At 69.8% G+C, this 24,802-nt stretch carries 25 protein-coding genes; 12 read left to right on the forward strand and 13 right to left on the reverse strand.

Annotated features, from left to right (window positions below):
• The 6 genes from BN4252_RS01480 to BN4252_RS01505 are packed head-to-tail and all read left to right on the forward strand — an operon-like array spanning position 1 to position 6,426.
• On the forward strand, positions 1-993 hold the full coding sequence (locus tag BN4252_RS01480; RefSeq protein WP_066524506.1) for an LLM class flavin-dependent oxidoreductase: 993 nt from the start codon (positions 1-3) through the stop codon (positions 991-993).
• Between the two features lie 54 nt (positions 994-1,047).
• Positions 1,048-2,502: an ABC transporter substrate-binding protein gene (locus BN4252_RS01485; RefSeq protein ID WP_066524508.1), complete on the forward strand. Its 1,455-nt coding sequence runs from the start codon at positions 1,048-1,050 to the stop codon at positions 2,500-2,502.
• Complete coding sequence (locus BN4252_RS01490) at positions 2,499-3,404, forward strand: ABC transporter permease (RefSeq protein ID WP_066524511.1); 906 nt, start codon at positions 2,499-2,501, stop codon at positions 3,402-3,404. The genes BN4252_RS01485 and BN4252_RS01490 overlap by 4 nt, the downstream gene beginning before the upstream one ends.
• A complete protein-coding gene (locus BN4252_RS01495; RefSeq protein WP_066524513.1) occupies positions 3,401-4,171 on the forward strand; it encodes an ABC transporter permease in 771 nt (256 codons plus the stop codon). The genes BN4252_RS01490 and BN4252_RS01495 overlap by 4 nt, the downstream gene beginning before the upstream one ends.
• The gene (locus BN4252_RS01500) at positions 4,158-5,507 is read left to right on the forward strand and encodes an ATP-binding cassette domain-containing protein (protein WP_066524516.1); all 1,350 of its coding nucleotides are present in this window, start codon (positions 4,158-4,160) and stop codon (positions 5,505-5,507) included. Before BN4252_RS01495 ends, BN4252_RS01500 begins: the two co-directional genes overlap by 14 nt.
• Before the next feature lie 10 nt (positions 5,508-5,517).
• A complete protein-coding gene (locus tag BN4252_RS01505) occupies positions 5,518-6,426 on the forward strand; it encodes a ribokinase (RefSeq protein ID WP_066524519.1) in 909 nt (302 codons plus the stop codon).
• On the opposite strand, the gene BN4252_RS11250 is transcribed toward BN4252_RS01505, so the two are convergent.
• Complete coding sequence (locus tag BN4252_RS11250) at positions 6,423-6,560, reverse strand: hypothetical protein (protein ID WP_187370905.1); 138 nt, start codon at positions 6,558-6,560, stop codon at positions 6,423-6,425. The genes BN4252_RS01505 and BN4252_RS11250 overlap by 4 nt on opposite strands.
• Before the next feature lie 51 nt (positions 6,561-6,611).
• Here BN4252_RS11250 and BN4252_RS01510 point away from each other — a divergent pair, with 51 nt between their 5' ends.
• Both BN4252_RS01510 and BN4252_RS01515 read left to right on the forward strand, forming a co-directional pair.
• Positions 6,612-7,307, forward strand: coding sequence for an aldose epimerase family protein (locus BN4252_RS01510; RefSeq protein WP_187370906.1), 696 nt, complete (start codon positions 6,612-6,614; stop codon positions 7,305-7,307).
• Between the two features lie 11 nt (positions 7,308-7,318).
• Positions 7,319-8,164 carry a CPBP family intramembrane glutamic endopeptidase gene (locus tag BN4252_RS01515; RefSeq protein ID WP_066524522.1) on the forward strand — a complete coding sequence of 282 codons (846 nt, stop codon included), beginning with the start codon at positions 7,319-7,321 and terminating at the stop codon, positions 8,162-8,164.
• Here BN4252_RS01515 and BN4252_RS01520 read toward each other — a convergent pair.
• Both BN4252_RS01520 and BN4252_RS01525 read right to left on the reverse strand, forming a co-directional pair.
• The gene (locus BN4252_RS01520) at positions 8,127-9,392 is read right to left on the reverse strand and encodes an acid phosphatase (protein ID WP_230208534.1); all 1,266 of its coding nucleotides are present in this window, start codon (positions 9,390-9,392) and stop codon (positions 8,127-8,129) included. The genes BN4252_RS01515 and BN4252_RS01520 overlap by 38 nt on opposite strands.
• Before the next feature lie 50 nt (positions 9,393-9,442).
• The gene (locus BN4252_RS01525) at positions 9,443-10,660 is read right to left on the reverse strand and encodes an alpha/beta fold hydrolase (RefSeq protein ID WP_066524525.1); all 1,218 of its coding nucleotides are present in this window, start codon (positions 10,658-10,660) and stop codon (positions 9,443-9,445) included.
• Positions 10,661-10,676: 16 nt separating this feature from the next.
• Here BN4252_RS01525 and BN4252_RS01530 point away from each other — a divergent pair, with 16 nt between their 5' ends.
• Positions 10,677-12,707 (forward strand): hypothetical protein, encoded by a 2,031-nt coding sequence (locus BN4252_RS01530; protein WP_066524526.1) that lies wholly within the window; start codon positions 10,677-10,679, stop codon positions 12,705-12,707.
• 42 nt (positions 12,708-12,749) lie between these two features.
• On the opposite strand, the gene lepA is transcribed toward BN4252_RS01530, so the two are convergent.
• A complete protein-coding gene (gene lepA, locus BN4252_RS01535; RefSeq protein WP_066524527.1) occupies positions 12,750-14,606 on the reverse strand; it encodes a translation elongation factor 4 in 1,857 nt (618 codons plus the stop codon).
• Between the two features lie 151 nt (positions 14,607-14,757).
• Here lepA and BN4252_RS01540 point away from each other — a divergent pair, with 151 nt between their 5' ends.
• Together BN4252_RS01540 and rpsT are read left to right on the forward strand one after the other, a co-directional pair.
• Positions 14,758-15,258, forward strand: coding sequence for a type II toxin-antitoxin system PemK/MazF family toxin (locus BN4252_RS01540; RefSeq protein WP_230208535.1), 501 nt, complete (start codon positions 14,758-14,760; stop codon positions 15,256-15,258).
• 203 nt (positions 15,259-15,461) lie between these two features.
• On the forward strand, positions 15,462-15,725 hold the full coding sequence (gene rpsT, locus BN4252_RS01545; protein ID WP_066524530.1) for a 30S ribosomal protein S20: 264 nt from the start codon (positions 15,462-15,464) through the stop codon (positions 15,723-15,725).
• 75 nt (positions 15,726-15,800) lie between these two features.
• Here rpsT and holA read toward each other — a convergent pair whose 3' ends face one another.
• The 9 genes from holA to BN4252_RS01590 all read right to left on the reverse strand — a co-directional run bounded on the left by holA (position 15,801) and on the right by BN4252_RS01590 (position 24,085).
• Complete coding sequence (gene holA / locus BN4252_RS01550) at positions 15,801-16,733, reverse strand: DNA polymerase III subunit delta (RefSeq protein WP_066524532.1); 933 nt, start codon at positions 16,731-16,733, stop codon at positions 15,801-15,803.
• Positions 16,693-18,354 carry a ComEC/Rec2 family competence protein gene (locus BN4252_RS01555; RefSeq protein WP_066524534.1) on the reverse strand — a complete coding sequence of 554 codons (1,662 nt, stop codon included), beginning with the start codon at positions 18,352-18,354 and terminating at the stop codon, positions 16,693-16,695. The genes holA and BN4252_RS01555 overlap by 41 nt, the downstream gene beginning before the upstream one ends.
• Positions 18,355-18,356: 2 nt before the next feature.
• Positions 18,357-18,914 (reverse strand): helix-hairpin-helix domain-containing protein, encoded by a 558-nt coding sequence (locus BN4252_RS01560; protein WP_316244769.1) that lies wholly within the window; start codon positions 18,912-18,914, stop codon positions 18,357-18,359.
• Positions 18,915-19,160: 246 nt separating this feature from the next.
• On the reverse strand, positions 19,161-20,096 hold the full coding sequence (locus BN4252_RS01565) for a cutinase family protein (RefSeq protein WP_066524538.1): 936 nt from the start codon (positions 20,094-20,096) through the stop codon (positions 19,161-19,163).
• Positions 20,097-20,190: 94 nt separating this feature from the next.
• Positions 20,191-20,979, reverse strand: coding sequence for a DegV family protein (locus tag BN4252_RS01570; protein WP_066524540.1), 789 nt, complete (start codon positions 20,977-20,979; stop codon positions 20,191-20,193).
• A complete protein-coding gene (locus tag BN4252_RS01575; protein ID WP_078056707.1) occupies positions 20,976-21,647 on the reverse strand; it encodes a histidine phosphatase family protein in 672 nt (223 codons plus the stop codon). Before BN4252_RS01575 ends, BN4252_RS01570 begins: the two co-directional genes overlap by 4 nt.
• Positions 21,637-22,113, reverse strand: a complete 477-nt coding sequence (rsfS, locus tag BN4252_RS01580) for a ribosome silencing factor (protein WP_066524543.1) — start codon at positions 22,111-22,113, stop codon at positions 21,637-21,639. Before rsfS ends, BN4252_RS01575 begins: the two co-directional genes overlap by 11 nt.
• Positions 22,114-22,192: 79 nt before the next feature.
• Positions 22,193-22,801, reverse strand: a complete 609-nt coding sequence (gene nadD, locus BN4252_RS01585; protein WP_066524544.1) for a nicotinate-nucleotide adenylyltransferase — start codon at positions 22,799-22,801, stop codon at positions 22,193-22,195.
• Positions 22,802-24,085: a glutamate-5-semialdehyde dehydrogenase gene (locus BN4252_RS01590; RefSeq protein ID WP_066524546.1), complete on the reverse strand. Its 1,284-nt coding sequence runs from the start codon at positions 24,083-24,085 to the stop codon at positions 22,802-22,804.
• Positions 24,086-24,401: 316 nt separating this feature from the next.
• On the opposite strand from BN4252_RS01590, the gene BN4252_RS11625 reads away from it, so the two are divergent.
• Positions 24,402-24,797, forward strand: coding sequence for a type II toxin-antitoxin system VapC family toxin (locus BN4252_RS11625; RefSeq protein WP_078056708.1), 396 nt, complete (start codon positions 24,402-24,404; stop codon positions 24,795-24,797).
• Positions 24,798-24,802: the final 5 nt, after the last annotated feature.

Raw genomic sequence — 24,802 nt, forward strand, 5'->3', positions numbered from 1 at the left:
ATGACCACTCCGCTCTCGCTGATCGACTTCTGCACCCGGTACCCCGGCGAATCCGTCCGCGACGCCACGGCACGCTCCGTGAAGTTCGCGCAACAGGCGGAATCGCTGGGGTACTCGCGCATCTGGTACTCGGAGCACCACAACATGAGCACCATCGTCTCCTCCACCCCGGCGGTGCTCATCGCCCACATCGGCGCTCATACCAAGAAGATCCGCCTCGGCTCCGGCGGCGTGATGCTGCCCAACCACTCCCCTTACGTCAGCGCGGAACAGTTTGGCATGCTCGCCGAGCTCTACCCGGACCGCATCGACCTGGGCCTCGGCCGCGCCCCGGGCACGGACCAGCAGACCCTTGGCAGGGCGCTGCGCCGCGACCCCCGCGCCGCCGAAAACTTCCCGCAGGACGTGCAGGAGCTGCAGGCGTGGCTCTCTAACAACTCCCCCATCCCGGGCGTCACCGCGTTCCCGGGCGTGGGCACCAACGTCCCGCTGTACATCCTGGGCTCCTCCATGTTCGGTGCCTCCCTGGCCGCGAAGCTGGGTTTGCCGTACTCCTTCGCTTCCCACTTCGCGCCGCAGCAGCTCGAGCAGGCAACCACGTACTACCGGGAGAACTACGAGCCCTCCGAGCGCTACCCCGAGCCCTACTGCATCGCGGCCGTCAACGTCACCGCGTCTTCCTCCACCGAGGACGCGAAGCGCCAGCAGGAGATCGTGCACCGCCAGCGCGTCCGCGCCTTCGTGCAGCGCCAGGGCACGGTCCTGACGGAAGGGCAGCTGGACACCATCGTTAATTCCTACCAGGGCCGCCAGATCATCGACATGCTCCGCTACACGGCAGTGGGCACCGGCGAAGAGGTCAAGGAGTACCTGGAGTGGTTCAAGGACCACGCCAAGGCAGACGAGCTCATGATTTCGCTGCAGTCCGCTTCCGAGGAGGAGCAGGCCGCGTCCATGGAGATCCTCGCGGACGCTTGGGGCCTGCGAGGCTAGGAGCAGATGAGGCGGCGCAGGCCCCGGCCTGCACCTCATGTACGCTTCCCACGCATGAAGTGCTCCCGGCTCGCCGGCCCACTCGCCGCCGTAGCAACGCTTGCTGCCTGCGCCTCCCCTCACGGCGGCCAAGACCTGCTCACGGTCGCCGCCTCCGCACCGCCCGCCAGCCTGGACTTCACCACCACCGGCGGCGCCGCCGCACCGCAGGCGCTCATGGGCAACGTGTACGAGACGCTCGTGCTTATCGACGCCTCCGGCACACCGCAACCCTTCCTCGCCACGTCGTGGGACATCAGCGACGATAAAACCGTGTACACGTTCCACCTGCGCGAGGGGGTGACCTTCTCCGATGGGGCGCCTTTTACCGCCCACGACGCGGCGTTTTCCATCAACTACGTCCAAAATGGCTGGACCAACGGGCTGAAAGCCCAGATGGACCCAGTGCGTAGTGCGGAGGCGGTGGACGACCTGACGCTGCGCGTGGAGCTCACCGAGCCGACGGAGGGCTGGCTGTGGTCCATGGGCACCTTCACCGGCGCGATGATGAGCGAGCGCAGCGTCGACCGCCTGGCCACGGACCCGCTGGGAACCGGCCCCTACACCGTTGCCCGCTTCGACGAGGGCACCGCGATCCGCTTCCACGCCCGCCAGGACTACTGGGGCGAGCAGGGCCGCGACGCCCAGATCCGCTACTTCGCCGATGCCACCTCCGCTGTCAACGCGCTGCGCGCCGGGGACGTGGACGTGGTGTGGTCGATGCAGGCGCCGCAGCTGATCCACACACTGCCAGAGGACATCCAGGTAGCGGTGGGCACCACCAACGGCGAGGTGCTGTTGTCCATGAACAACAACGCGGCGCCGTTCGACGACCCGGACGTGCGCCGAGCCGCCGCCCACGCCATCGACCGCGAGGCCGTCAACCAGGTGGTCTACGACGGCCTGGCCACCGATACCGGCGGCGCCCCCGTGCCGCCGACTGACCCGTGGTTCACCGGCAAGGACTACTTCCCCTTCGACCCAGACGAGGCGCGTCGCCTCCTCGCCGGCCGCACCCCTGAAGTGACCATCACGGTGCCGAGCCTGCCGTACGCGCAGACCGCGGCGGAGCTGATCTTCTCCCAGCTGCGCGACGTCGGCTTCGACGTGCGGTTGGAAACCGTCGAGTTCCCCGCCGTCTGGTTGAACAAAGTGCTCAAGCAGGCCGACTATCAGGCCTCCATCGTGGCCCACGTGGAGCCGCGGGACATGGGCAACCTCTTTGGCAATCCGGACTACTACCTTGGCTACGACTCCGCCCGCGCCCGCGAGCTGATCCAGGCGGGCGACGCGGAGAGCATGCGGCTTGCCGTGGACCAGATCATGGGCGACGCGGCAGCGCTGACACTCGTGAACGCGCCGAACATTGTGCTCATGCGCCCTGGTGTCAGTGGTGTGAACCCGAACGTGGTGACGGACTCGTTGCCGCTGAACGGCATCAAGGACAACACGATTAGGGAGGTGCAATGACCGGAAGGATGCTACGCAGCCTTGGCCGCTTCCTCGGCCTGCTGGCCGCGGCCAGTGCCGTGATCTTCGTGCTCCTCCGGGCGGTGCCGGGGGACCCGGCGCGCGTCGCCCTCGGCGTGAACGCCACCGACGAGGCGGTGGCCGAGCTCTCGCAGCGCCTGGGCACGGACCGCCCGCTGCTCACCCAATACGGGGACTGGGTCGGCGGGCTCGTCACCGGGGACTTCGGCGTGTCCATGGCCTCGGGCCGCGACATCACCGACACCGTCCTCGAGCGGGCCGGGGTTTCGCTGACGCTGACGCTAACCGCCATGGCGCTCGCGCTCGTGGTGGCGGTGCCGCTGGGGGTGCGCCTGGCCCGCCGGCCCAGCTTCGCCCTCGACGCACTGACGCAGGTGGGTATGGCGGTGCCGTCCTTCCTCGTGGGCATCCTCGCGGTCGCGTTGTTCTCCGTGCGCCTCGGGTGGCTGCCCGCCAACGGGTGGGGCACCCCGGCGCACGCGGTGCTGCCGGTTGCTTCGCTGGCGCTGGTGCAGGCGGCCATCCTCACCCGCTACGTGCGCGCGGCGGTGGCGGAGGAAATGGGGAAAGACTATGTGCGGACGGGGCGTGCGCAGGGGGCGTCGATAAGCCAAGTGCTCTACTCCTCCGTGCTGCGCAACGCGGCCCTGCCGGTGCTGACGGTGACCGGGCTGCAGCTGTCCACCATGGTGGTCGGCGCGGTGGTGGTCGAGCGCGTCTTCGCGGTGCCCGGGCTCGGCTCGCTGCTGGTCAGCTCGGTGGCCAACCGGGACCTCACCGCCGTGCAGACCGTGATGATGCTGCTGGTGGCGTTCACCCTGGCCGTGAACCTGGTGGTGGACCTGCTGTACGCGGCGGTGGATCCGAGGAGCAGGCGATGAAGCGCGCGGGATACGTCATCCTGGGATTGGTGGTTCTCGCGGCAGTGCTGTCCGCGGTGTGGACGCCGTACGACCCACTGCAGGCGGACCCCGCGGCGCGCCTCGAGGGATCCAGCTTGCGGCACCGGATGGGCACCGACGAGCTCGGTCGCGACGAGCTGAGCCGCGTCATGGCGGGTGCGCGCCTCACCGTTTTGGTGGTTCTCGGCGCGGTGGGCCTGTCCGCGCTGGTGGGCGTGCCGCTGGGTGTCTGGGCGGGGATGCGGCGCGGCGCCGGCCGGGCGATCACCGCGGCGAGCGACCTGCTGCTTGCTTTCCCGGCGCTGCTGCTCGCGATCGTGTTCACCGCCGTCTTCGGGGCCTCCATCTGGATCGTGGTGCTGGCCATCGGCATCGCGGGCATCCCCGGGTTCGTGCGCGTGGCGCGCGTGGGCACCCTGCAGGTGATGAGCCGCGATTACATCCTCGCCGCGCGCATGGCCCGGGTTTCCGGCCCCGCCATCGCGGTGCGCCACGTGCTGCCCAACATCGCCCACCTGCTTGTAACCCAGGCCACCGTGGCCGCGGCGCTGGCCATCCTCGCGGAGGCGGGCCTGAGCTTTTTGGGCCTCGGCGCGCCCGCGCCCTACGCCTCGTGGGGACGGATGCTACAGGCCTCCCAGCCGTACCTGGCCACCTCGTGGCACCTCGCCCTGTGGCCCGGTATTGCTATCGCGGCCACCGTGCTGGCATGCAACCTAATCGGAGGCGCTCGTGATCGTCGTTGAGCAGCTGACCATCCCCGGCATCCTGCACGGCGTCTCGCTTACGGTCGACCGCGGGGAGCGACTGGGCATCATCGGTGAGTCCGGCTCGGGCAAGTCGCTCACCGCCCTGTCCATCATGGGGCTTGCGGATCTCCCCGCCACGGGCTCCGTCACCGTCGACGGCGTGCAGATGGTGGGCACGCCCGACCGCGTGCGCCGCAAGGTGCGCGGGGCGAAGGTGGGCATGGTGTTCCAGGAGCCGATGACGGCGCTGGATCCGCTGAAGCGCGTGGGCGCACTCGTGCCCAGGGAGCTTTTGGCGGAGGTGGGTGTGGACCGCCCCGAGGCCTACCCGCACGAGCTCTCCGGCGGCCAGCGGCAGCGCGTGCTGGTGGCGCTGGCGCTGTCGCAGAACCCGGACTACCTCATCTGCGACGAGCCCACCACGGCACTCGACGCCACCTCGCAGCGCCACGTGCTGGATTTGATCGACCGGCTGGTGGCGCAGCGCGGCATGGGCCTGATCTTCATCTCCCACGACCTCGCCGTGGTGCGGCGCATGACGTCGCGCCAGCTTGTGGTCAAGGACGGCCGCATCGCCTCGCCGGACTCCGCCTACGCCCGCCACCTGGAGGAGGCGGCGCGCCCTGGCCCGCCGGCCGCGCCGAACCCGCTCGGCGAGCCCGTGGTGGAACTTGCAGACGTCACCGTGCGCCGCGGCCGCACGCTCGCCCTCGACCGCGTCTCGCTGACCGTGCGAGCCGGTGAGAAGCTCGGCATCGTCGGCGGCTCCGGCTCCGGCAAGACCACCCTGCTGCACACCATTGCGGGGCTGATCGCGCCGGACGCGGGCACGGTCACCGCGCGCGGCGACATGCGCATGGTGTTCCAGGACCCGTACTCCTCCCTCGACCCCCGCATGCGCGTGGTGGACAGCGTGCGCGAGGGCGGCGTTGCCGAGGCGCGCGCCCGCGAGGTGCTCGCCGGCGTGGGTATCACGGACAACCGTCTGCCAAGGGAGTTCTCCGGCGGCCAGCGTCAGCGCATCTCGATCGCGCGCGCCGCGGCCCCCAGCCCGGGCATTTTGCTTGCCGACGAACCCGTCTCAGCCCTCGACGTCTCCCTACGCGCCGAAGTCCTGGACCTGATCCGCGCTACCGTCGACACCCCGCGGGCCGAGGGCCCGGCCAGCACGCTCATCTTCGTCTCCCATGACCTTTCGGTGGTGCGAGAGGTCTGCCCGCGCATCGCGGTAGTTTCCGGCGGGCGCATCGTGGAGCACGGGGAGACGGAGGAGATATGGCGCAACCCGCGCCACGAGTACACCCGGGCGCTGCTGGCCGCCGTAATCACCTAACCTGGGGCGCATGATCACCGTCGTCGGATCAATCAACGCGGACCTCACCGTCAACGTCGAGCGCCACCCCCTGCCGGGCGAGACCCTGCTCGGCGGCGGGGGCGCCGTCACCGCCGGCGGGAAGGGCGCGAACCAGGCCGTCGCCGCCGCCAAGCTCGGCGCGGAGGTGGCGCTGGTCGGCGCTGTGGGCACGGACGCCAACGCCGCGCCCGCCACCGCCCTGCTGCGCGAGGCTGGGGTGGACCTCAGCCACGTGGAGGAGGTTGCCGCCCTCGGCGGCGAGCCGGTGGTGACGGGCCTGGCCGTGATCACGGTGTCCGCCGACGGCGAGAACACCATCATCGTGGCGCCGGGGGCGAATCGGGCGGTGGACGCGGGGTACGTCGACAAGCATGCAGCCCCCATTGCGGCCGCTGACCTGGTGCTTATGCAAGGCGAGATCCCGGCGGACGGCATCATGCGGGCGGCGGAGCTCGCGCGCGGGCGGGTGGTGATCAATCTCGCGCCGGTGGTGGACGTGCCGCGCGAGGCGCTGCTGCGCGCGGACCCGCTGCTGGCCAACGAGCACGAGGCCGGCCTCATCCTCGAGCAGCTGGGGTTGCCGGCGGGCGGCGAGCCGGAAGAGCTGGCCGAGCGCCTGCGCGGCGCCGGGTTCGCCTCCGTGGTGCTCACCCTCGGCGCGGCGGGCGCGCTGGTGGCGGACGGCGAGGGTGTGGCGCACGTGGCCTCGCCCCACGTTGAGGCCGTGGACACCGTGGGCGCCGGCGACGCGTTCGCGGGCGCGCTGTGCCACCGTTTGGTGGCCGGAGACACGTTGCGCGAGGCCGCGGGCTACGCCGCGAGGGTGGGCGCGTACTCCGTGACCCGCCCCGGCGCGCAGCCCTCCTACCCCGGCGCCGCCGACCAGCTGCCCGGCTAGCGGGTGATGTAGAGCATCAGAGACTGATCCAGCAGGTGCTCCTCCACCCGCTCAAAACCCGCCGCGAGCTCGGAGAACTCCTGTACTTCTGCGGCGCTGAGATGGACCTGCTCGCGGGGAACCGGTGTCTGCATGGGGCAATCCTACCGCGCGGGCTACGGCCGGGGCCCGCTAGCGTGGCTGGCATGGCCGATCCCACTCTAGATCCCACCGTGCGCCACCTGCCCCACCCAAGCGGCGACCTATTGTTCCGCTCCGCCGCGGGCCCCGAGCACGCCGGCATCCCCATCGTCGCGCCGTGGTTCGCGCAGACCCTGGGCGAGCAGATGCACGGCTGGGCCCGCGCGCTGCCGTGGCGGCGCGTCTCCGACACCGCATGCGCGCTGGAGCACGACGGACTCGCGCTCACCTTCACCGCCGACGGCCTCGATTTCACGCTGTCCTGCCGCAACACAACCGCCAAGCCGCGCCGGGTGCAGCTCGCCCTGCACCCCTACTGGGCCGTGGACGCCCCCGCTGCGCGGGTGGTTGGCCTCGACGGCGCCGCCTACCTGGACAAGACCGACGGCCGCGTAAAGCGCTTCGCGGGCGAGCTGCGCTTCGGCGAGGAGACGGACTTCGTCTTCGCCGGGGTTCGGGAGCTTTCGCTTGTCGACGCCACCCGCGCCGTCCACCTCACCCTCACCGGCGCCGACCACGCCGTGGTGTGGAACCCCGGGCCGGTGGAGTGCCGCAAGGCGCCGGCGCTGGAAGATGAGGACTGGGAGCGTTTCGCCTGCCTCGAGCCGGCGCTGCTCGGCGCGGACCGCGGCGGCGTGGTGCTGGCGCCCGGGGACGAGGCGCGCATCGGCATGCGCGTTCGGGTCACCACCGCGTGGTAAGCGTGGGAGGCATGGACTATCACCCTGATTTTCACCTTGCGGCCCGCCCGCGCAGCGGGTGGAAGGCGCTTGCGGAGCTCGCCCTGCTGGCCGTCGCGTTCATCGGCTTGCAGGTGCTGGCCGTGTTGGCGCTCGGCCTGATCAACCCGGGCGCGGTGGAGGAATCGGTGGCAACCGGCGGCGCCGGGGCTTTCGACATCTTCGCCATCGCCCTGTCCCTGCCGGCGGCGTTTGTAGCTGCGCGCCTTACCGGGCGTGACCCGGGCGCTCTCCTTTCTGTGGAGCGCAGGGTGCGGTGGCCGCTGGTGGGCCGGGCGCTCGCCGTGGCAGCGCCGGTCTACGCCGTGGTGGCGGCGGTGGATCTCGCCTCAGAGGAGGTCACGCTTACCGCCGGCACGCTGCTGACAGCGGCGGTGTTCCTCGCCGTGGTGCCCCTGCAGGCCGCCACCGAGGAGGCGGTGTTCCGCGGGGCGCTGCCGCAGATCGTGGGCAACTGGATCCGGTCGCCGTGGCTCGCCTACGGCGCCGCCGCCGCGCCCTTTGTTGCGCTGCACATCTACAACTGGATCGGGCTGGTGGACGTGCTGGTGATCTGCCTGTGCCTGTCCTACCTCACCTGGCGCAGCGGCGGGTTGGAGCAGGCAATTGTGGTCCACGCCTGTTCCAACCTGTCCGTGTTCATCCCGCAGGCGCTGCGCCCCGGCGTGCTGCCCACCACCGACATCGGCTGGGCAGAGGGGCTGGGCACCGCGCTCCTCACCGTGGCGGTGACGGCGGCGGTTGCGCGGTGGGGCGGAAGCGCATCCGCGCAAGCGCTCCCTAGCGGATTGACAGCGACCCGTCCGGGTTCACGCTGACCTGCGCGGCGGTCGCGGCGACCAGGTTGATGCGCTGCCAGGACCCGCCCGGCCCCTGCCAGTCCAGGGGGTTTCCCGCAGGCGCGGCCGTGCGGCGCAGCACCTCGGCGCGCTGCTCCCACGTCAGGTGCGGGAACCGGGCGGCGAGCAGCACCGGCGCTGCCTGCGGCACCTGCATCGGCGCGTCCGGCACGTAGACCATGGGAAGGCCGTAGCCCATCCAGCCCTGCATCTGCCCCACCGCGTCCGCCGTGGCGATGTACGGGGCGTCCGATGCCACCAGCTGCGCGATCGGCTTCCCCGTGCGCCACTCCATCTCTGCGCGTAGCTCCGCGCCCGCCTGGTTCAGCGCGTCGCGCATCTTCGGGTCATTGAGGCGGTCCGCGGCCGCGGCGTAGCCGGACATGCGCCCGCCGATCACGTCCAGCGGGTAGTGCACGCCGAGCACCACGCGCGAGTTGCCGGCCTCCGCGCCGCGGTACAGAAGCTGCGGGGCGAGCTCGGGGATCATGTAGGCCAGCAGCGTGGTCACCCACACGGCCTGGTTGGTGTGGCCCGAGGGGAAGGACGGGGAGGTGAGGTACAAGTCCCCCGTCTCGGCGGTGTTGTAGCGCCGAATGCGCTCCGGCGCCGCCACGTGCGGGCGGGGGTAGTTGAACACCTGCTTTTCCACCAGCGTGGAGCTGGCCAGGCCGCCGGCGCGGGCGAAGTAGCCGTTATCCAGCAGGTACGCCGTCTTGGGCAGGCGTCCCTCCGCGAGCGAGGTGCGGAACGCGGCCCCGAACTCCGCGCCGAGCGCCGCCGAGATATTGGCCAACAGCCCGCCCTCGGCCGCGGCCGCGTCGAGCTGAGCCTTGGTGATCTGCTCGGGGCTCGCCGTGTTGTTGATCCGCACCACCGTGTCCATATTGGCCGCCATCGTCTGCGGCTGGGTGTCGCGCACCTGCGGGAAGAGCCGGTTGACCTCGGCGTAGATGCCGTACTGATAGGGCGAGATGTCCGAGATGTAGCCCGCCAGGTAGTCCGGGGTGAACGGGCGCGGCACGGGCGCACCCGGGTGCTGGATCGGGGCTTTGCCTGTCGACGATCCCGTCACCTGACTCTGCAACTGCGGAGCGGCCGGCAGCGCCTGCGCCGCCGGGACGGTGAGGGACACGGCGAGCGCGACGGAAGTCACGGCAGTGGCCAGGGCAGGGGTCAGGACAGAGGAGGGGCTACGTTGGCGCACAGCGAAATACTACGGCGCGGCAACCGGGCCCGCAGCGCGGGAAGCGGGCCCTAATCCAGCATGCCGAAGATGCCCTTGGCCACGGCGTCGCCGTGCACCCAGATGGCGTCGTGAAGCCACTGCTCGTGCGTCCACACCTGGAGGTTGCCCACCTTGGCCGCGGACTGGATGGACAGCTCGTACGGCAGGTAGACGTCGTTGGTGAACAGCAGCGCGGCGGCGGGTACCTGGTTACCCGAGACGTCCCCCGACTGGGCTTTCAGGCTGTCCATCCGGTGCACCTCGTCCACCGCCTCGAAGAAGGGGCGCAGCGCCGGGTCCTCCTCGAAGTGGGTGGTGAAGAACTGGTTGCCCAGCAGGGTCAAGTCCGCGAACTCCTCCCGGTAGATGCGCTCGGCGGACCAGTTCACGGGGTGGCCGGGGCGCGCCATGACCGTTTCGTGCACCACGGCCCACAGCGGCATTGTTTCGGTGGAGATGATGCCACCCAGCTGCGCCAGGAAGTCCCCGCGCAGGCGCAGCTCGCCCCGGTGGGCGGTAAAGGGGGCCTCGAAGAGGTTGGCCAGCGCGCCGAAGTCGCCCTCCTCCCCCAGCAGCACGCCGGAGCTGCGCAGGCGCGTCGAGGAGAGGCGCTCGCCGGTGGGCATCCGCTCGTCGTGCGTGTCCACGTGGCGCGCCACCTCCTCCACGCGGGCCTGCAACCACGGCACCTCGGCAAACAACTCCCGCTGGCGCCCAGCCAGCAGGCGGTAGCCAGCGCGGTTGAATGCGTCCACGTCCATCTCGGGCTCGGGCACCGATCCGACCAGGTGGGCGCGGCGTACGCCGTGGGGGAAGTAGGACAGGTAGGACCCGGCGCACGCGGCGCCGAAGGAGTTGCCCAGAAGGTCCCACTGCTCGATGCCCAAGTGCTGGCGCAGCGCCTCCGCGTCCGCGGCAACGTCCGGCGGGCGCAGGTGGGACAGGTACTGCGGGGTGATGCGCTCGGGCGTGGTTTTGTCCACTTTGGTGGAGCGGCCGGTGCCGCGTTCGTCGAGAAGCACGATGCGATACCGGCGCAGGGCCTCAGGCATCCACTCCATCACCGTGCGGGGACCGGGCTTGCCCGGGCCGCCCTGGAAGTAGATCAAAGGCGGCAGCGTCTCGTCCGTGAACAGTTCGCGGGCGAAAACGCTGATCTCGCCGGCGGCGGGGTTGTCGCGGTCGAGGGGAACCTGGATCTCGTGCTCGCGGCTGGTTACGCCGGGGAAATAGACGGTCGAGCTCACAGGTATCCTCCCAGGTATGCAGCTGCAGTCGTTGGACCACCTCGGGCACGACTTTCTCGTACCGGACGCGTTCGAGGCCCCGATCCTACCCGAGTGGCGGTTGGCGGTTTTCTCCATTGTGCTGCCGATCCCGCGCGCCGCGGCCTTGGCGGCGGACGCCCCGTTCGACTTCGCGCAGGCCGCGCCGACCTCCCCGGCCGGGCGCGACGGCATCGGCTGGCGCTACGGGCGGGACAAGGGTGTGCGCACCATAGAGAACCCGCAGTGGGATGCGGCGCGGCAGGTGTTCCGCGCGCCCACCACGCGCTACGGCTACTACGGCGAGCCGATCGTGGAGGGCGGCCGGCCGTTCTACAACGATGCGCGCTCGCGGTTCGTGGACCCGCTGGACAAGGCAACGGGTGCCGCCTCGGTGGACGTGGACGTGGAGCGGCGCTCGCCCCACTCCCCCGATGCGCCCGGCGCTTCCGGACAGTCGGCGGCGGAACGCGAGGTGCTGCGCCACGAGGACGCGCAGCGCCGCGCCGAGGGGCACCAGGAGCGGGATGCCCGGCAGGCCGCGCCCGGGCGCGAAACCACATTGGCGGATGCGGGCTGGAACCCGGAGATCGGCGCCCACCACTTCCTCTTCGCGCCGAGGCGCAACGAGACGGAGTTCGAACTGGTCAACTACGACGAGCAGCTGCCGTGGGAGGACCAGCGGCGCGGCGAGCGCGGCAGCCACGGCACGGCCACGCTGCGCCTGCTGTCCGCTGAGGTGGTGCAGTTCCACGACCTGAAGCTGACCAACCTCTCGGCCGCGGTGCCGGAGCCGTCGCACACCACCAGCGACTTCCTCGTGCTCAACGTCTCAGCGGAGAACGTCTCCTCGGCCACGCTGGCCTTCCTCAGCGCCACGCTCAACCGGCCCCGCAACTCCTCCCAGTTCTACGAGGAGGACCGGCACTACCATGAGAGCCCGCCGCAGCTGCACGCGCTGACCAAGTTCACCAACCTGGCCGTGGCGCAGATTGACCGGGCGCTGGGGCGGGAGCGCTCGATGCGCCTAACCACCGGCGGCGCCCTGGAGGCCACCGCGGCCGCGCCCGGCGAGGCGGGCACCTTCACCCTTCCGGCCCCGCAGCGGGTGGCGTTCGCGGTGCCCAACCCGGCGCGTCCCGGGATGGACGCAGCCCCGGAGGGCACGCTCGGCGAGGGCAACAACGGCTCTGTGCCGGAGCGCATCGACCCCCCGCTGGCGCTCGCGGGCACCCCGGAGCGGTCCTGGGAGTGGCACGAGCAGTGGGCGTGGCAGATCCTCACTGGCGCCGACTCCTACCCGGAGTCCGTCCCGGCGCAGACTCCGGAGGCGCTGCGCGGGTTCCTCGCCGCGAAGTTATCGTCCTGGACCATCTTCACCTCGGACAGCGGCGTGGGCATGGTGCGCACCAAATCGGCCAGCCGCGAGGGGATGCGCTACTGGTCAATGGCGGGCACCCGGTTCGTGGACCTGGTGATGCTGCAGATGCGCGCCCAGGCGGGCGAGGCGCACCTGCGCAAGTCCCTGCAAATCGTGGGCGAGAAGAGCACCGCCGCCCACGGCGCCGCGGAGCGCAAGACGCACCAGCGCGAGCTGCAGGCGGACCTCAAGCGGTTGGAGAAGCTGCAGCTTGACCACATTGAGATCCGCGACAAGCTGTGGTTCCGCTCCGTGCCGGGCCGCGACATTGACACCCGCGTGCTCAAGGGCCTGCAGCAAGCCACCGACTTTAACCAGCTGCGCGACGATTTCGATTCGAAGGTCCACTCGCGCCAGAACGTGATCCGCACCCAGTTCGAGCAGCTCTCCGGCGCGATCGCGGACGAGGAGTCCAAGCGCGCCGAGGCTATGAACCTCGTGCTCGGCTTCGTCGCGGCCGCGATCGGCGCGCCGGACTGGGCAGACGTGGTGGGCGTGACCTCCCTGCCAGGCATGCTCGGGCTCGCGGCGGTCATCTTCGTGCTGATGTTCGCCGTGGTTTGGGTGGTGCAGGGGCTGTTCGCTTTAGGACGCCACCGCAGGCGCTAGCGGCCCAACCGCCCCGAGCGCCCCGGGCTGCCCTACTCCCCCCTACTCCTCGTCCGTGGACAGCGCGGCCACAAAGGCCTCCTGCGGCACGGTGACCGAGCCGATGGACTTCATGCGCTTCTTACCGGCCTTCTGCTTCTCAAGCAGCTTGCGCTTTCGCGAGATGTCGCCGCCGTAGCACTTGGACAGCACGTCCTTGCGCAACGCTCGGATGTTCTCGCGAGCGATGATCTTCGAGCCGATGGCCGCCTGCACGGGCACCTCGAACTGCTGGCGCGGGATGAGCTCCTTGAGCTTCTTGGTCATCTTGTTGCCGTACCACTGCGCCGAGTCTTTGTGCACGATGGCGGAGAACGCGTCCACCGGCTCGCCCTGGAGGAGGATGTCCACCTTGACCAGGTCGCCGAGCTGCTCGCCGGCGTCCTCGTAGTTCAGGGAGGCGTAGCCCTTGGTGCGGGACTTCAGCATGTCGAAGAAGTCGAAGATGATCTCGCCGAGAGGCATGATGTAGCGCAGCTCGACGCGGTCCTCGGAGAGGTACTCCATGTTCTTCATGGTGCCGCGCTTGGATTGGCACAGCTCCATCGTCGTGCCCACGAACTCCTGGGGCACGATGATGGTCATGTTGACGATCGGCTCGTAGACCTCTTCGATCTTGCCGCCCGGCCAGTCGGAGGGGTTGTGCACGACCTGCTCGGTGCCGTCCTCGCGGATCACCCGGTAGGTCACGCTCGGCGCGGTGGAGATGAGGTCCAAGTCGAATTCACGCTCGAGGCGGTCGCGGGTGATCTCCATGTGGAGCAGGCCGAGGAAGCCGCAGCGGAAGCCGAAGCCCAGGGCTACGGAGGTTTCGGGCTCCCAGGTCAAGGATGCGTCGTTAAGCTGCAGCTTCTCCAACGACTCGCGCAGGGCCGGGAAGTCCTCCTGGCTGACCGGGAACAGGCCCGAGTACACCATCGGCTTGACCTCCTCAAACCCCTCGAGGGGCTCGGTGGCACCCTTCGATGCCCAGGTCACGGTGTCGCCGACGCGGGTCTCGCGCACGTCCTTCACGCCGGTGATGAGGTAGCCCACCTCGCCGGGGCCGAGCCCCTTGGTCTTCTTCATCGTGGGCGAGACGACGCCGATTTCCAGGATCTCCAGCTTCGTGCCGGTGTTCATCATCTGCACCTGCTGGTTGGGCGTGAGCTTGCCGTCCACCATGCGGATGTAGGTGACCACGCCGCGGTACGTGTCGTAGACCGAGTCGAAGATCAGGGCGCGGGCCGGCGCGTCCACCGGGTGGTCCGTGGCGGGCGCTGGCACCAGCTCGACCACCTTGTCCAGAAGCTCCGGCACGCCCTCGCCGGTCTTGCCGGAGACGCGCAGCACCTCTTCGGGCTCGCAACCGATGATGTTGGCGATCTCCAGCGCGTACTTCTCCGGATCCGCCGCCGGGAGGTCGATCTTGTTCAGGACCGGGATGATTTCCAGGTCATTGTCCATGGCCATGTAGAGGTTGGCCAGGGTTTGGGCTTCGATGCCCTGGGCTGCGTCGACAAGCAGGATGGCCCCCTCGCACGCGTCGAGGGAGCGCGCAACCTCGTAGGAGAAGTCCACGTGGCCGGGGGTGTCGATCATCTGCAGCACCATCTGCTCGCCGGCGAACTCGCCGGTGGACGGCGTCCACGGCAGGCGGACGTTCTGCGCCTTGATGGTGATGCCGCGCTCGCGCTCGATGTCCATGTTGTCCAAGTACTGGTCGCGCATATCGCGGGCGTCAACCACGTTGGAGAGCTGGAGGATGCGGTCCGCCAGCGTGGACTTACCGTGGTCGATGTGCGCGATGATGCAGAAGTTGCGGATGCGACTGGGATCCGTGAACGTCTCCTCCGCAAAGTTCTTCTTTTGAGCAGCCATAATTACCACATCCTACCGGGCCGAATTCCCAGAAGACATATCGGCGCGGATCGCTTGTGGCCGCCCATTTTGCCCCCTATGGTGAACAGGAGACGCACCTGCCAACCGCGGGACATCCGCGCGAACGGCCGGCGCAGGAGGTGGCTTTACGGTGCCGAGGAAGTTCAGGCGCTCGCGCTCGCGAGGCGGCTCGCTCGACCAGGGGCTGGCCATGCTCGGCGAGCGCCTAGCCAACCCCGTCTCCCAGCACCGCGCCAAACTCGCCGCCCGCGTGCGCGTGCAGCCCACCTCCAACGTGCCGCGCAACATCTACTACGCGCCCGACATGGACGGCAACACCGAGCCCGGCGAGGTGGTGTGGGTGACCGTGCCCTCCCAGCCGCCGTCCGAGCGCTCGATGCTGGTGGTCGGCCGCGAGCACCACGACGTGCTAGGCCTGCTCATCTCCCCCGGCGCGCAGCACGCGGACGATTCCCGCTGGCTGGGCATCGGCGCCGGCGAGTGGGACGCGTCCGGAGCACCCTGCTGGGTGCGCCTGGACAAGACGCTGCTCGTGCCCGAGACCGACGTGCACCGGCGTGGCACCACCGTGCCCCGGCCGCGGTTCGACCGGGTGGCCACCCGGCTGCGGGACCACTTCGACTGGACCTGACGTGGGCGCTGGCGGTGCCCCGGCGGTTTTGGTGCCCGGGGCCGCCGCCTGCTACATTGGGGCAGTTGTTCGTATCCGGGTCAACCGGGGTAGGCGGCGCTGCGCGGGCAGGACCTTGGGTCCGCGTTTGAAATGCGCCGGCCGTTTGTCGCCCCGCCGGATCTTCGACAGTTCCATCGAATCGAAATCCAAGAGGTGCAACCATGGCAAACATCAAGCAGCAGAAGAAGCGCGTTCTCACTAACGAGAAGCGTCGCGTGCGCAACAAGTCCGTCCGTTCCGCGACCCGCACGGAGATCCGCAAGTTCCGCGAAGCCGTCGAGTCCGGTGACAAGGCAGCCGCCGAGGCACAGCTGCGCGTCGCCTCGCGCAAGCTGGACAAGGCCGTGACCAAGGGCGTGTTCCACCGCAACTCCGCGGCGAACAAGAAGTCCAACATGGCCCGCGCCCTGAACAAGATGGCGTAACGCGCCGCGCCAGAGCCCTCGACCTACACGGGTCGGGGGCTTTTTGCTTGCCGACGCCCCCTCCAGCTCCAGCCCCTACACCAGCTCAGCGATCCGGCGCACGGCGTTTTCCACCGCGAACTCGGCCTCGCCGCCGTTGCCCTTCACCTCCGCGTCGAGATCGGCCACGATGATAACGGCCTCCGAAACGGCGTCTCCCGACCACTGGCGGGCCACCTGCATGGTCTTGCGCACCACAAACGGGTGCATCCCCAGCTCGCCGGCCAGCTGGTTGGGGTTGCCGCGCACTCCGTACAGTTTGGCCACGTCCCCCACCTTGTGCCCGAGCGCCGCGGCGATGGCCACGGGCGAGGTGCCGAGCTGCAACGCGCGCCGCGTGGAGGCAAGCGCGCGGTCCACCCGGCCCGTCACGGCCTCGTCCGCGATGTCGAAGCCTTCGACCTCCGCCACGCCCGTGTAGTAGTCCCGCACCGAGGCGACCGTGATGTCGCCCTCGGTGTCCGCCACCAGCTGGCTCACCGCGGACGCAAGCTCGCGCAGGTCCGAGCCCACCGACTCCATGAGCGCTGCCGCCACGTCCGGCGTCGGGCGCACGCCGTGGCTGCGGAACTCGGCGGTGACCCAGGCGTGCCGGTCCCGGTCGTCGATGGTTGCCTCGTGGACCTCGGCAACCTTTTTGAATTTGCCCACCATGGCCTTCTGGCGGCCGCCGCCCGTGTGCTGGATGATGAGCGTCACGCCGGGCGCCACGTCCACGCAGGATTTCAGCAGGGCGTCGGTGGCGTCCTTGCCCGCCAGCTCGGTCTTCTCCACCACCACCACGCGGTCTTCCGCAAACAGGGAGGGGCTCGCGGCCATCGCGATCGCATCCCGCGTCACCTCCGAGGCGCGCATCGTGGTCACCTCAGCGCCCGGTCCGGCGGACTGGATGATCTGCTTGGTCAGGCGCTCTGCAAGGAACTCCTCATCACCCAGGACGAGGTGGACGGGGTTGAGCATGCGGCCCATCATAGATCTCCCGCGTCCCGTCGGTGCGCAGCAGCACGGGCCCGTCCCGGTTAGGGAAGACCACCGGGATGCCGGCGGGTGTGACCGTGGGACGCTTCGTGGGCGAGCCCGCCTCGAGCACCACCACCAGCTGGGTGCCCGGCGGCACCGGCTCGATGTCCGCGCGGGTGGCCACCACGTGGGCCCGCAGGCTCGAGATGTCCATCAGCGGGGCTTGCGGCAGCTGGACCTGACCTACAGCGAGCACAGCGGCCACCGCGCCGGCCGTAAGGCGGGGACGGTGCGCGAAAAGCCCGGCCAACACCCAGCCGTAGCACACCGCCACCGCCGCCGGGGTGGCCGAGATGGTTGCCACGGGCAGGCCCGCCCCCACCACCGCCACCTTGTGCACCCACCACGTCAGGGGTTCGATGAGCGCCAGCAGCGGCGCCTCGAGGCCACCTGGCGCAAGGCTCAGCGCCGCGGCAGTGAGACCCAGCACCGTAACCGCGGCGGTGACCGGCGCGACCAGCACGTTGGCCAGGACGGAGACCAGGGACACGCGGCCCGCCATGAGCGCCACGATCGGCATGGTGACCACGTCCGCCGCAACCGCAACTGCCAGGGCGCGCACCAGGATGTCCGGCCACCCGGTGGGGGCGAGCGCGCGGTAAAGCAGCGGGTAGAGCGCGACGATGCCCGCCGTGGCCGCCACCGAGAGCGCGAAGCCGTAGTGCACGGCAAGGTCAGAATCCACCAGCACGAGCACGATCACGGAGAGGCACAGCGCGTGCAGCGGCTCCGCCCTGCGCGTGGATACAACAGCGATCAGCCCCACCAGCCCCGTCACCGAGGCGCGCAGCACGCTCGGCTCCGGGCCAACCAGCGCGGCGAATCCGAGCAGGGCCGCGGCGGCGGTGGCCAGGCGGGCGCGCAGGCCGAGCCGCATTGCGGTCGCCGCAACCACCGCGAAAGTGGTGACTATTGCCACGTTCGCCCCGCTCACGGCGCTCAAGTGGGACAGCCCGGTGTCCACGTACGCCTGCTGCTCCGCCGCGGTTTGGGCGCTCGTGTCCCCCAACACCATGCCGGGGATGAGCCCCCGCGAGGCCGGCCCCGTGTGGGCGGCGACGGACTCCCCAAAGGTGGAGCGAACGTGCTGAGCGAACGCCGCGAGACCGCGCGGCGAGTCGGTGACCTCCACCGTGCCCGTGAGCACCTCACGGCTGACCCCGGGAAACGTCGACGGCCGCAGCCGGCCCGTCGCCTCCACACCAGCGCCGGGCACCGCCCCGGCGGGGAGGTCGTCGGCGAACACGCTGAGGGTGGAGGGGTAGCCCTCCACCCTCAGGCGCACCAGCCACGCGCCGCTTTGGAGCTGCTTCGGTTGGCCGCTCACCTCGCCGACCACACGGTGCGGGAACACCCAGGTGCGGGCCACGCGGAGCCTCACTAGAGCCACGGCCGCGGACGCCGAGCCCAGCAGGGCCACCAGGACGGCCTGACCCCACTGGCGTGCGGCGCAGCAGGCCACGGCCAGGCACGCCACCGCCGCGGCGGCGGCCCGGGCGCCGGAGAGAATGCAGGCCAGGCTGGCCAGCCACACCGCAAGCGCCGCCGGAACCAGGCGCAGTTCGCTCATGGCTACAGCGTGACCAGGTCGCGCAGGGCCTCAAACTTGGCTGGCCCGATGCCCTTGACATCCATCAGGCCTTCGACGGACGCGAACGGTCCGCTCGCCTCCCGGTGCGCCACGATCGCGGCGGCCGTGGCCGCACCCACCCCGGGCAGGGTGGTCAGCTCGGCGGGGCCGGCCGAATTGATTGACACGCCCGCGCCCGCGCCCGCGGCGGCGGCGCCGGGCGGCGCGCCCTGCGGGGGTGCGGCGGCGCCGCGGGGAAGGACGAGGATCTGCTGGCCGTCGACAAGCAACTGCGCCTGGTTCAGCGCGAGCAGGTCGGCCTCCGGGCGGGGGCGGGCGGTACCGAGCGCGTCGGCTACCCGCGCGCCCTGCTCGAGGGTGACCAGGCCGGGGTTGTCCACCTCCCCCACCACGGAGACGACGAGCTGGGCAGGGGCCGCGGTGTCAGCGGCGGCCTCCCACTGCGGCGGAGCCTGCGGCTCGGGATGGCGGCTGAACGCCCAGCCGCCGACGAGGGCGAGCGCCACCGCCCCCGCCGCCAACGCCTGCTTCGGCTCCACGCGCACTCGAGGGGATGGGTAGCGAACAGGGAGGAGATCTTCTTCCCCGGTGGGTCTCAACAGGTCTTGGATGCGGTCGGCGGCGGCGCTCATACCGGCACCGTAAACCACGGATAATCGAAGCGGAAGGTGCGAAAACGAAACTGTGGATAACCCGGCGGCGGCGCCGAGCGGGCGCGTCGGGTTATCCACAGTCATGGCCCCTATTGAAAACGCGGGGGCCGGAAATGGAAACGGCTAGCGGGGCTAGCGGTAGCGGACCTGGTCCACGAAGCGGCCAAAGGAGTCCGAGACCTGGTTGTCCCACTGCGACGGCCACAGGTAGTAGCGCCCGTGGTTGCCGCCGCCGGACTGCGCGGAGGCCTGCAGGGTGGGCACCGACAGGTCGCACACCGCGTCTTGCGGCAGGCAGTAGTTCACTCGGTTGGTCGAGCCGGCCGCGGAGAGCGAGTTAAAGGGCAGGAAGCCGAGCATGCCGCCAGCGCCGCCGCCCGGCACGCCCACGGTGGCCGGGTCGCCCGGCGCGGTGTTGGGGTTGCCAAAGTACACCGCGCCCGCCAGTTGGCCGCGCCGCGCCAGCGTGCGCTCATGCTCCAGCAGGATCATCGCGCCCTGCGAGTAGCCGGAAAGCACGTAGGACGGGTGGCAGCCGGTGGCGGCCTCGTAGTCGTTGATCTGGCGCATCACGCCCGCGCGCCCCACCTGCACGGAGCCGGTGAACTCGGTGGCCGCCCGGCGCGCGGTTCGCAGCACCGGCAAGGCGTATTCGAGCGCGATCAGCGCGGCCTGGGCCGCGGTGGCCGGCACGGAGACGGCCGGGACCTCGTACTCCGGGTAAATGGCCGGGTAGTAGCGGGGCTCGAGGCCGATGACCTCCACGTCCTTCATCAAGGACGCGCCGCCGTGCGTGGCCTGGTAGCGGTTTTCCGCCTGGCGCAGGAACGCGCGGATGGTCTCGCCTTCCCAGCCGTTGGACACCCACGGCGCCTGCGGGGAGTAGCTGGTGGGGAAAATGTGGCCGTTCTGCCCGGAACCGCGCGCAGCGATCACCGCAACCGCGGGGCAGCGGCGCTGGGCCTGGGCCTCGGGCGCGTGGGAGAGGGGGACAACGAAAGAGAGCGCGAACGCCGCGATCAGCGCGGCAGCGACTGAGCGCACGCGGAACCTGTAAGTGGAAAGCACGAACAGAGCATAGCGGTGACAGTCATGGCTGTCTTAGTGAAGGGACAGGGTTTTCCAAGGGGCCGTCGACAAGCAGCCGGCTGGCGCAGGCCCACTACTCGGAGGCAAACACCACCGACAGCCCGATCGCGCCCGGGCCGGTGTGCGCCGCGAGCACCTCCGCGAGCGGCCCGACCAGCACTTTTGAGCCGTCCGGCAGGACCTCCTCGAGGGTCGCGGCGACCTGCTGGGCCGCCTCGGGCGCCTCAGCGTGCTGCACCGCGGCGAAGACGGGCTGGTCACCCGCGGGCTCCATGACGAGCTCCGCCAGGCGCGCGAAGGCCTTCGTCTGCGTGCGGGTCTTGGCCGCCAGCTCAAGCTTGCCCCCGTGCAGGTGCAGGATCGGTTTGGTGGCCAGCAGAGTCGCGGACAACGCCGTACCCGCGGAGAGCCGGCCGGACTTGCGCAGATCCTCCAGCTGGTGCAGGTAGAGCCACGTGCCCGCGCGCTCGAGGGTGGACTTTGCCATTGCTTCGCAGGCATCCAGGTCACCGCCCTCGCGGGCCACCGCGGCCGCTGCCATCGCGGCGGCGCCGATGGCCATCCCCACCGTGTCCGTCTCCACCACGCGGACGGTGCCCGGGAACACCGCGGCGGCGGTCACGGCGGCAGACCAGGTGGAGGACAGGGTCTTGGACAGGTGCAGCGCCAGGACCCCGTCGTCCCCGCCGCGCTCCAGCTGCCGGGCGTAGCACGCGCAAAGTTCCAGCGCGCTGAGGCCGGAGGTGGACTCCTCGCCCTCGGACTCCCCCATCACGTGTAGGGGGATCACGGTGATGCCGAGCTCCTCGACGATCTCCGGCGGCAGGCTGGCCGTGGAATCTACGACGATGCGAACGCTCACGTCTCGCTCAACCCCTGGTTCCAGGCCTCCAGGTACCACTGCACGTCGCCTCCTGCCGGCGCGTCCCCGGCACCCGCGTCCTCGCCCCGGTAGCGCGGCAGCGCGTGGAGGCGGGCCGTGTTGGTGTTGCCCAGCCCTTTGAGCAGCGGGTACTGGTGCTCCTCAAGGCCTAGGAGGTTGGAGGTCAGCGCGGAAATGGTGCCGCCGTGCGCTACCAGCAGCACCGCGTTGCCGTCCCACTGCGGGAAGTCCCGCATCAACTCGTCCACCACGGGGCGGGATCGGCGCGCAACGTCGAGGCGGCTCTCCCCTGCCGGCGGGGCCCATCCGGCGTTGTGGCGCCAGTGCGCGCGGATGCCGGCGTCCCGGGCGTCCACCTCGTCGTGCGTGAGGCCCTGCCACTCCCCCAGGTGCGTCTCGCGCAGCCGCTCGTCCACGCTGACCTCGTGGCCGAGCTCGGCGGCGATGATCTCGGCGGTGCGCCGGGCGCGCGCCAGGTCGGAGGAGATGATCTTCACCACGCGCTGCCCCCGCAAGGTCTGCGCGGCGGCGCGGGCCTGCGCCACCCCGGTGGCGGACAGCTCCGTGTCCAGTTGCCCTTGCATCCGGCGCGTGGCGTTGTATTCCGTCTGCCCGTGGCGCAGGAGGATGAGCCGCCTAGATCTCATCCGCGTCAGGGCCCTCGCCGGCGAGCGGGAGGTCCTCGATCCGGGCTGCCTCGCGCACCCCGGCGGAATCCGCGGCGTCGGCGAACGAGCCCGGGCGCTGGTACGGCTCGAGGCCCTCGACCTCGATGACGGGGCAGTCAGCGTACAAGCGGTCCAGGCCGTAGAAGTCGCGCTCCGCCTCGCGCTGGACGTGCACCACAAAGTGCCCGTAATCCAAAAGCACCCAGCGGTACTCCCGGTTGCCTTCGCGCCGCTTGGGCTCAAGGCCGGCCTTGGTCAGCTCGTCTTCCACCTCCTCAACAATCGCCGCCACCTGGCGCTCGGTCTCGGCCGAGGCCACGACGAAGATGTCGGTGATGGCCATGACGTTGGAGACGTCGATGACGGCGATGTTCGCGCCGAGCTTCTCGTCCGCGGCCTTGGCGGCGATTTTCGCTTGGTCGATGGAGATCTGCGAAGCAGTCAAGCTACATCCTTATATCCGGAGAAACGCTGGCAATTGCCCCTAGTGTACTGGCAGCTTGCCGAGCGCACGCGCCCGGCCGTCAGGCGTAGAGGCGGTGCTTGGCTATGTACTGCACCACGCCGTCGGGCACCAGGTACCACACGGGCCGCCCGGCGGCGGCGCGCGCGCGGCAGTCGGTGGAGGAGATCGCCATCGCGGGGATGTCCAGCAGGTGGACGCGTTCCTGAATGTCGGCCGGCAGCATGTCCTCGGTTAGCTCGTAGCCGGGGCGCGTCACGCCGACGAACTCCGCCAGCGCGAACATGTCCTCCCAGTCGTGCCAGGACATGATCGAGCTGAGCGCGTCGGCGCCGGTGATGAAGTAGAGATCCGCGTCCGGGTAGTCGCCCCGCACGTCGCGCAGGGTGTCGATGGTGTAGGTCGGACCTGCGCGGTCGATGTCCACGCGGGAGACGGTGAATCGCGGGTTGGAGGCGGTGGCAATCACCGTCATCAGGTAGCGGTCCTCCGCGGGCGAGATTTTCCGCCCGGCTTTCTGCCATGGCTCGCCGGTGGGCACGAACACCACCTCGTCCAGCCCAAAGCGGTGCGCCGCCTCGCTCGCGGCCACCAGGTGGCCGTGGTGGATGGGGTCGAAGGTGCCGCCCATCACCCCCACCCGGAGCTTGTTGCTTGTCGACGCACCCATCTACGCCCTCACCTGGCCCGAGCCCTCAAGAATCCACTTGGTGGTGGTGAGCTCCGGCAGCGCCATCGGCCCGCGCGCGTGCAGCTTCTGGGTGGAGATGCCGATCTCCGCGCCCATGCCGTACTGCTCGCCGTCCGTGAAGGCTGTAGAGGCGTTGAGCACCACCGCGGCGGAATCCACGGCGCCGGCGAAGCGCCGCAGCGCGTCTGCGTCCTGGGAGGCGATGGCGTCGGTGTGGCCGCTGGAGTAGCGGGCGATGTGCGAAACGGCGCCGTCAACGCCGTCCACCACCGCGCTTGCAATGTCCATGCTCAGGTACTCCTCGGCGAAATCCGCCTCGGTGGCGGGCTCCACCCGCGCGCCGAAGGCGGCGTGGGCGTCCATGTCGCCGTGCACCCGCACGCCCGCCTGCTGCAGCGCCTGGATCACCGCGAGCTTGTCGGCGTCGGGCAGGGCGGCGTCGAGCAGCACGGTCTCGGTTGCGTTGCAGACGGACACGCGCCGCGTCTTGCCGTTTATCAGCATCGCGATCGCCTTGTCCAGGTCCGCGGCCTTATCCACGTAGAAGTGGCAGTTGCCCGTGCCCGTCTCGATGGTGGGCACGGTGGCGCCGGTCACCACGGCCTCGATCAGGCGCGCCCCGCCGCGGGGGATCACCACGTCCACCAGGCCGCGCGCGGTGATGAGGTCCTGCACCGAGTCGTGCGTCTCGCACGGCAGGAGCTGCACGGCTTCGCGCGGGAGGTCGTGCGCGGCGAGCACGTCCTGGAGCACCTCCACGAGCTGGGCGTTGGAGTGCCTGGCAGTCTTCGAGCCGCGCAGCAGCGCGGCGTTGCCGGACTTCAGTGCGAGGCCGAACGCGTCGACGGTGACGTTGGGACGCGCCTCGTAGACCATGCCCATCACGCCGAGCGGCACGCGCACCTGCTTCATGGCGATGCCGTTATCCATGGTGTGGCCGCGTAGCACCTCCCCCACCGGGTCCTCCAGGCCAGCGACTTGGCGCAGCCCTCCGGCGATGCCGTTGATGCGTTCCTCGCTGAGCGCCAAGCGATCCAGCAGCGACTCAGCCATACCGCCAGCGCGGCCAGCGTCGATGTCCTGCCGGTTCGCCTCGAGGATCTCCGCTGCGCGGGACTCGAGTGTGTCCGCCGCAGCGAGGAGCGTCTCGTTCTTCTTCGGTGTGCTCAGCGTGGCAAGTGTTGGCGCGACCTGCTTCGCGGCGCGGGCCTTGGCAAGGACTTCGTCGCGTTCTGCCTGGCGTTGTGCGGTGGGCTCAGTCATGGGGCAATCGTAGCGGAGCGGCCAAGTCCGGGGAGCGCACCAGTCGAAGGAGCCTTGACACGCAGCAGGGCCCGCGCCACCATCAAAACATGGCTGAGTTGAAGGTGGACAATGTTCCAGAGGAACTGATGGAGCGTCTGAGCGAGAAAGCCCAGGGTCGGGGCCTCACCATTTCTGCCCTAGTCGTGGCGGAGCTGTCGGAATCGCTCCGCCGACCGACGCGAAATGAGGTTCTAGACCGAATCGCAGCACAAGCGCCAGCAAGCCTTAGAGAAGACGAAATCGTCCGCGCGGTGCGTTCGGAGCGGGACTCACGTTGAAAGTCCTAGATTCTTCCGCGGCGATCGAGCTGATTCTGGCGACGCCCCGCGGACAGCGCGTCGCTGCGGTATTTCGCGATCCTGCAACCGCGATCGCCGCCCCTGAGTTATTGATAACTGAGACTCTTCAGGTGCTCCGCCGGTTGATGCGTTCGGGAGCGCTCACGGAATCGGAGGCTCAGGTAGCGATTGCCAATCTTCGAGATCTCGATGTTATTTATTACGGCCACGGTAGCCTTATCGATCGGGTTTGGGAACTCCGTGACAATATGTCCGCCTACGATGCCACCTTCACTTCCCTCGCGGAGCATTTGGGGGCCACTCTTGTCACCGCAGATGCGCGGCTCTCAAACGCTCCGGGATCATCCGCTGAAGTAGTCCTGATTCGTTGAATTCC

This window comes from Corynebacterium bouchesdurhonense, from assembly GCF_900078305.2.
In the GTDB taxonomy this organism is placed as follows: Bacteria; Actinomycetota; Actinomycetes; order Mycobacteriales; family Mycobacteriaceae; genus Corynebacterium; species Corynebacterium bouchesdurhonense.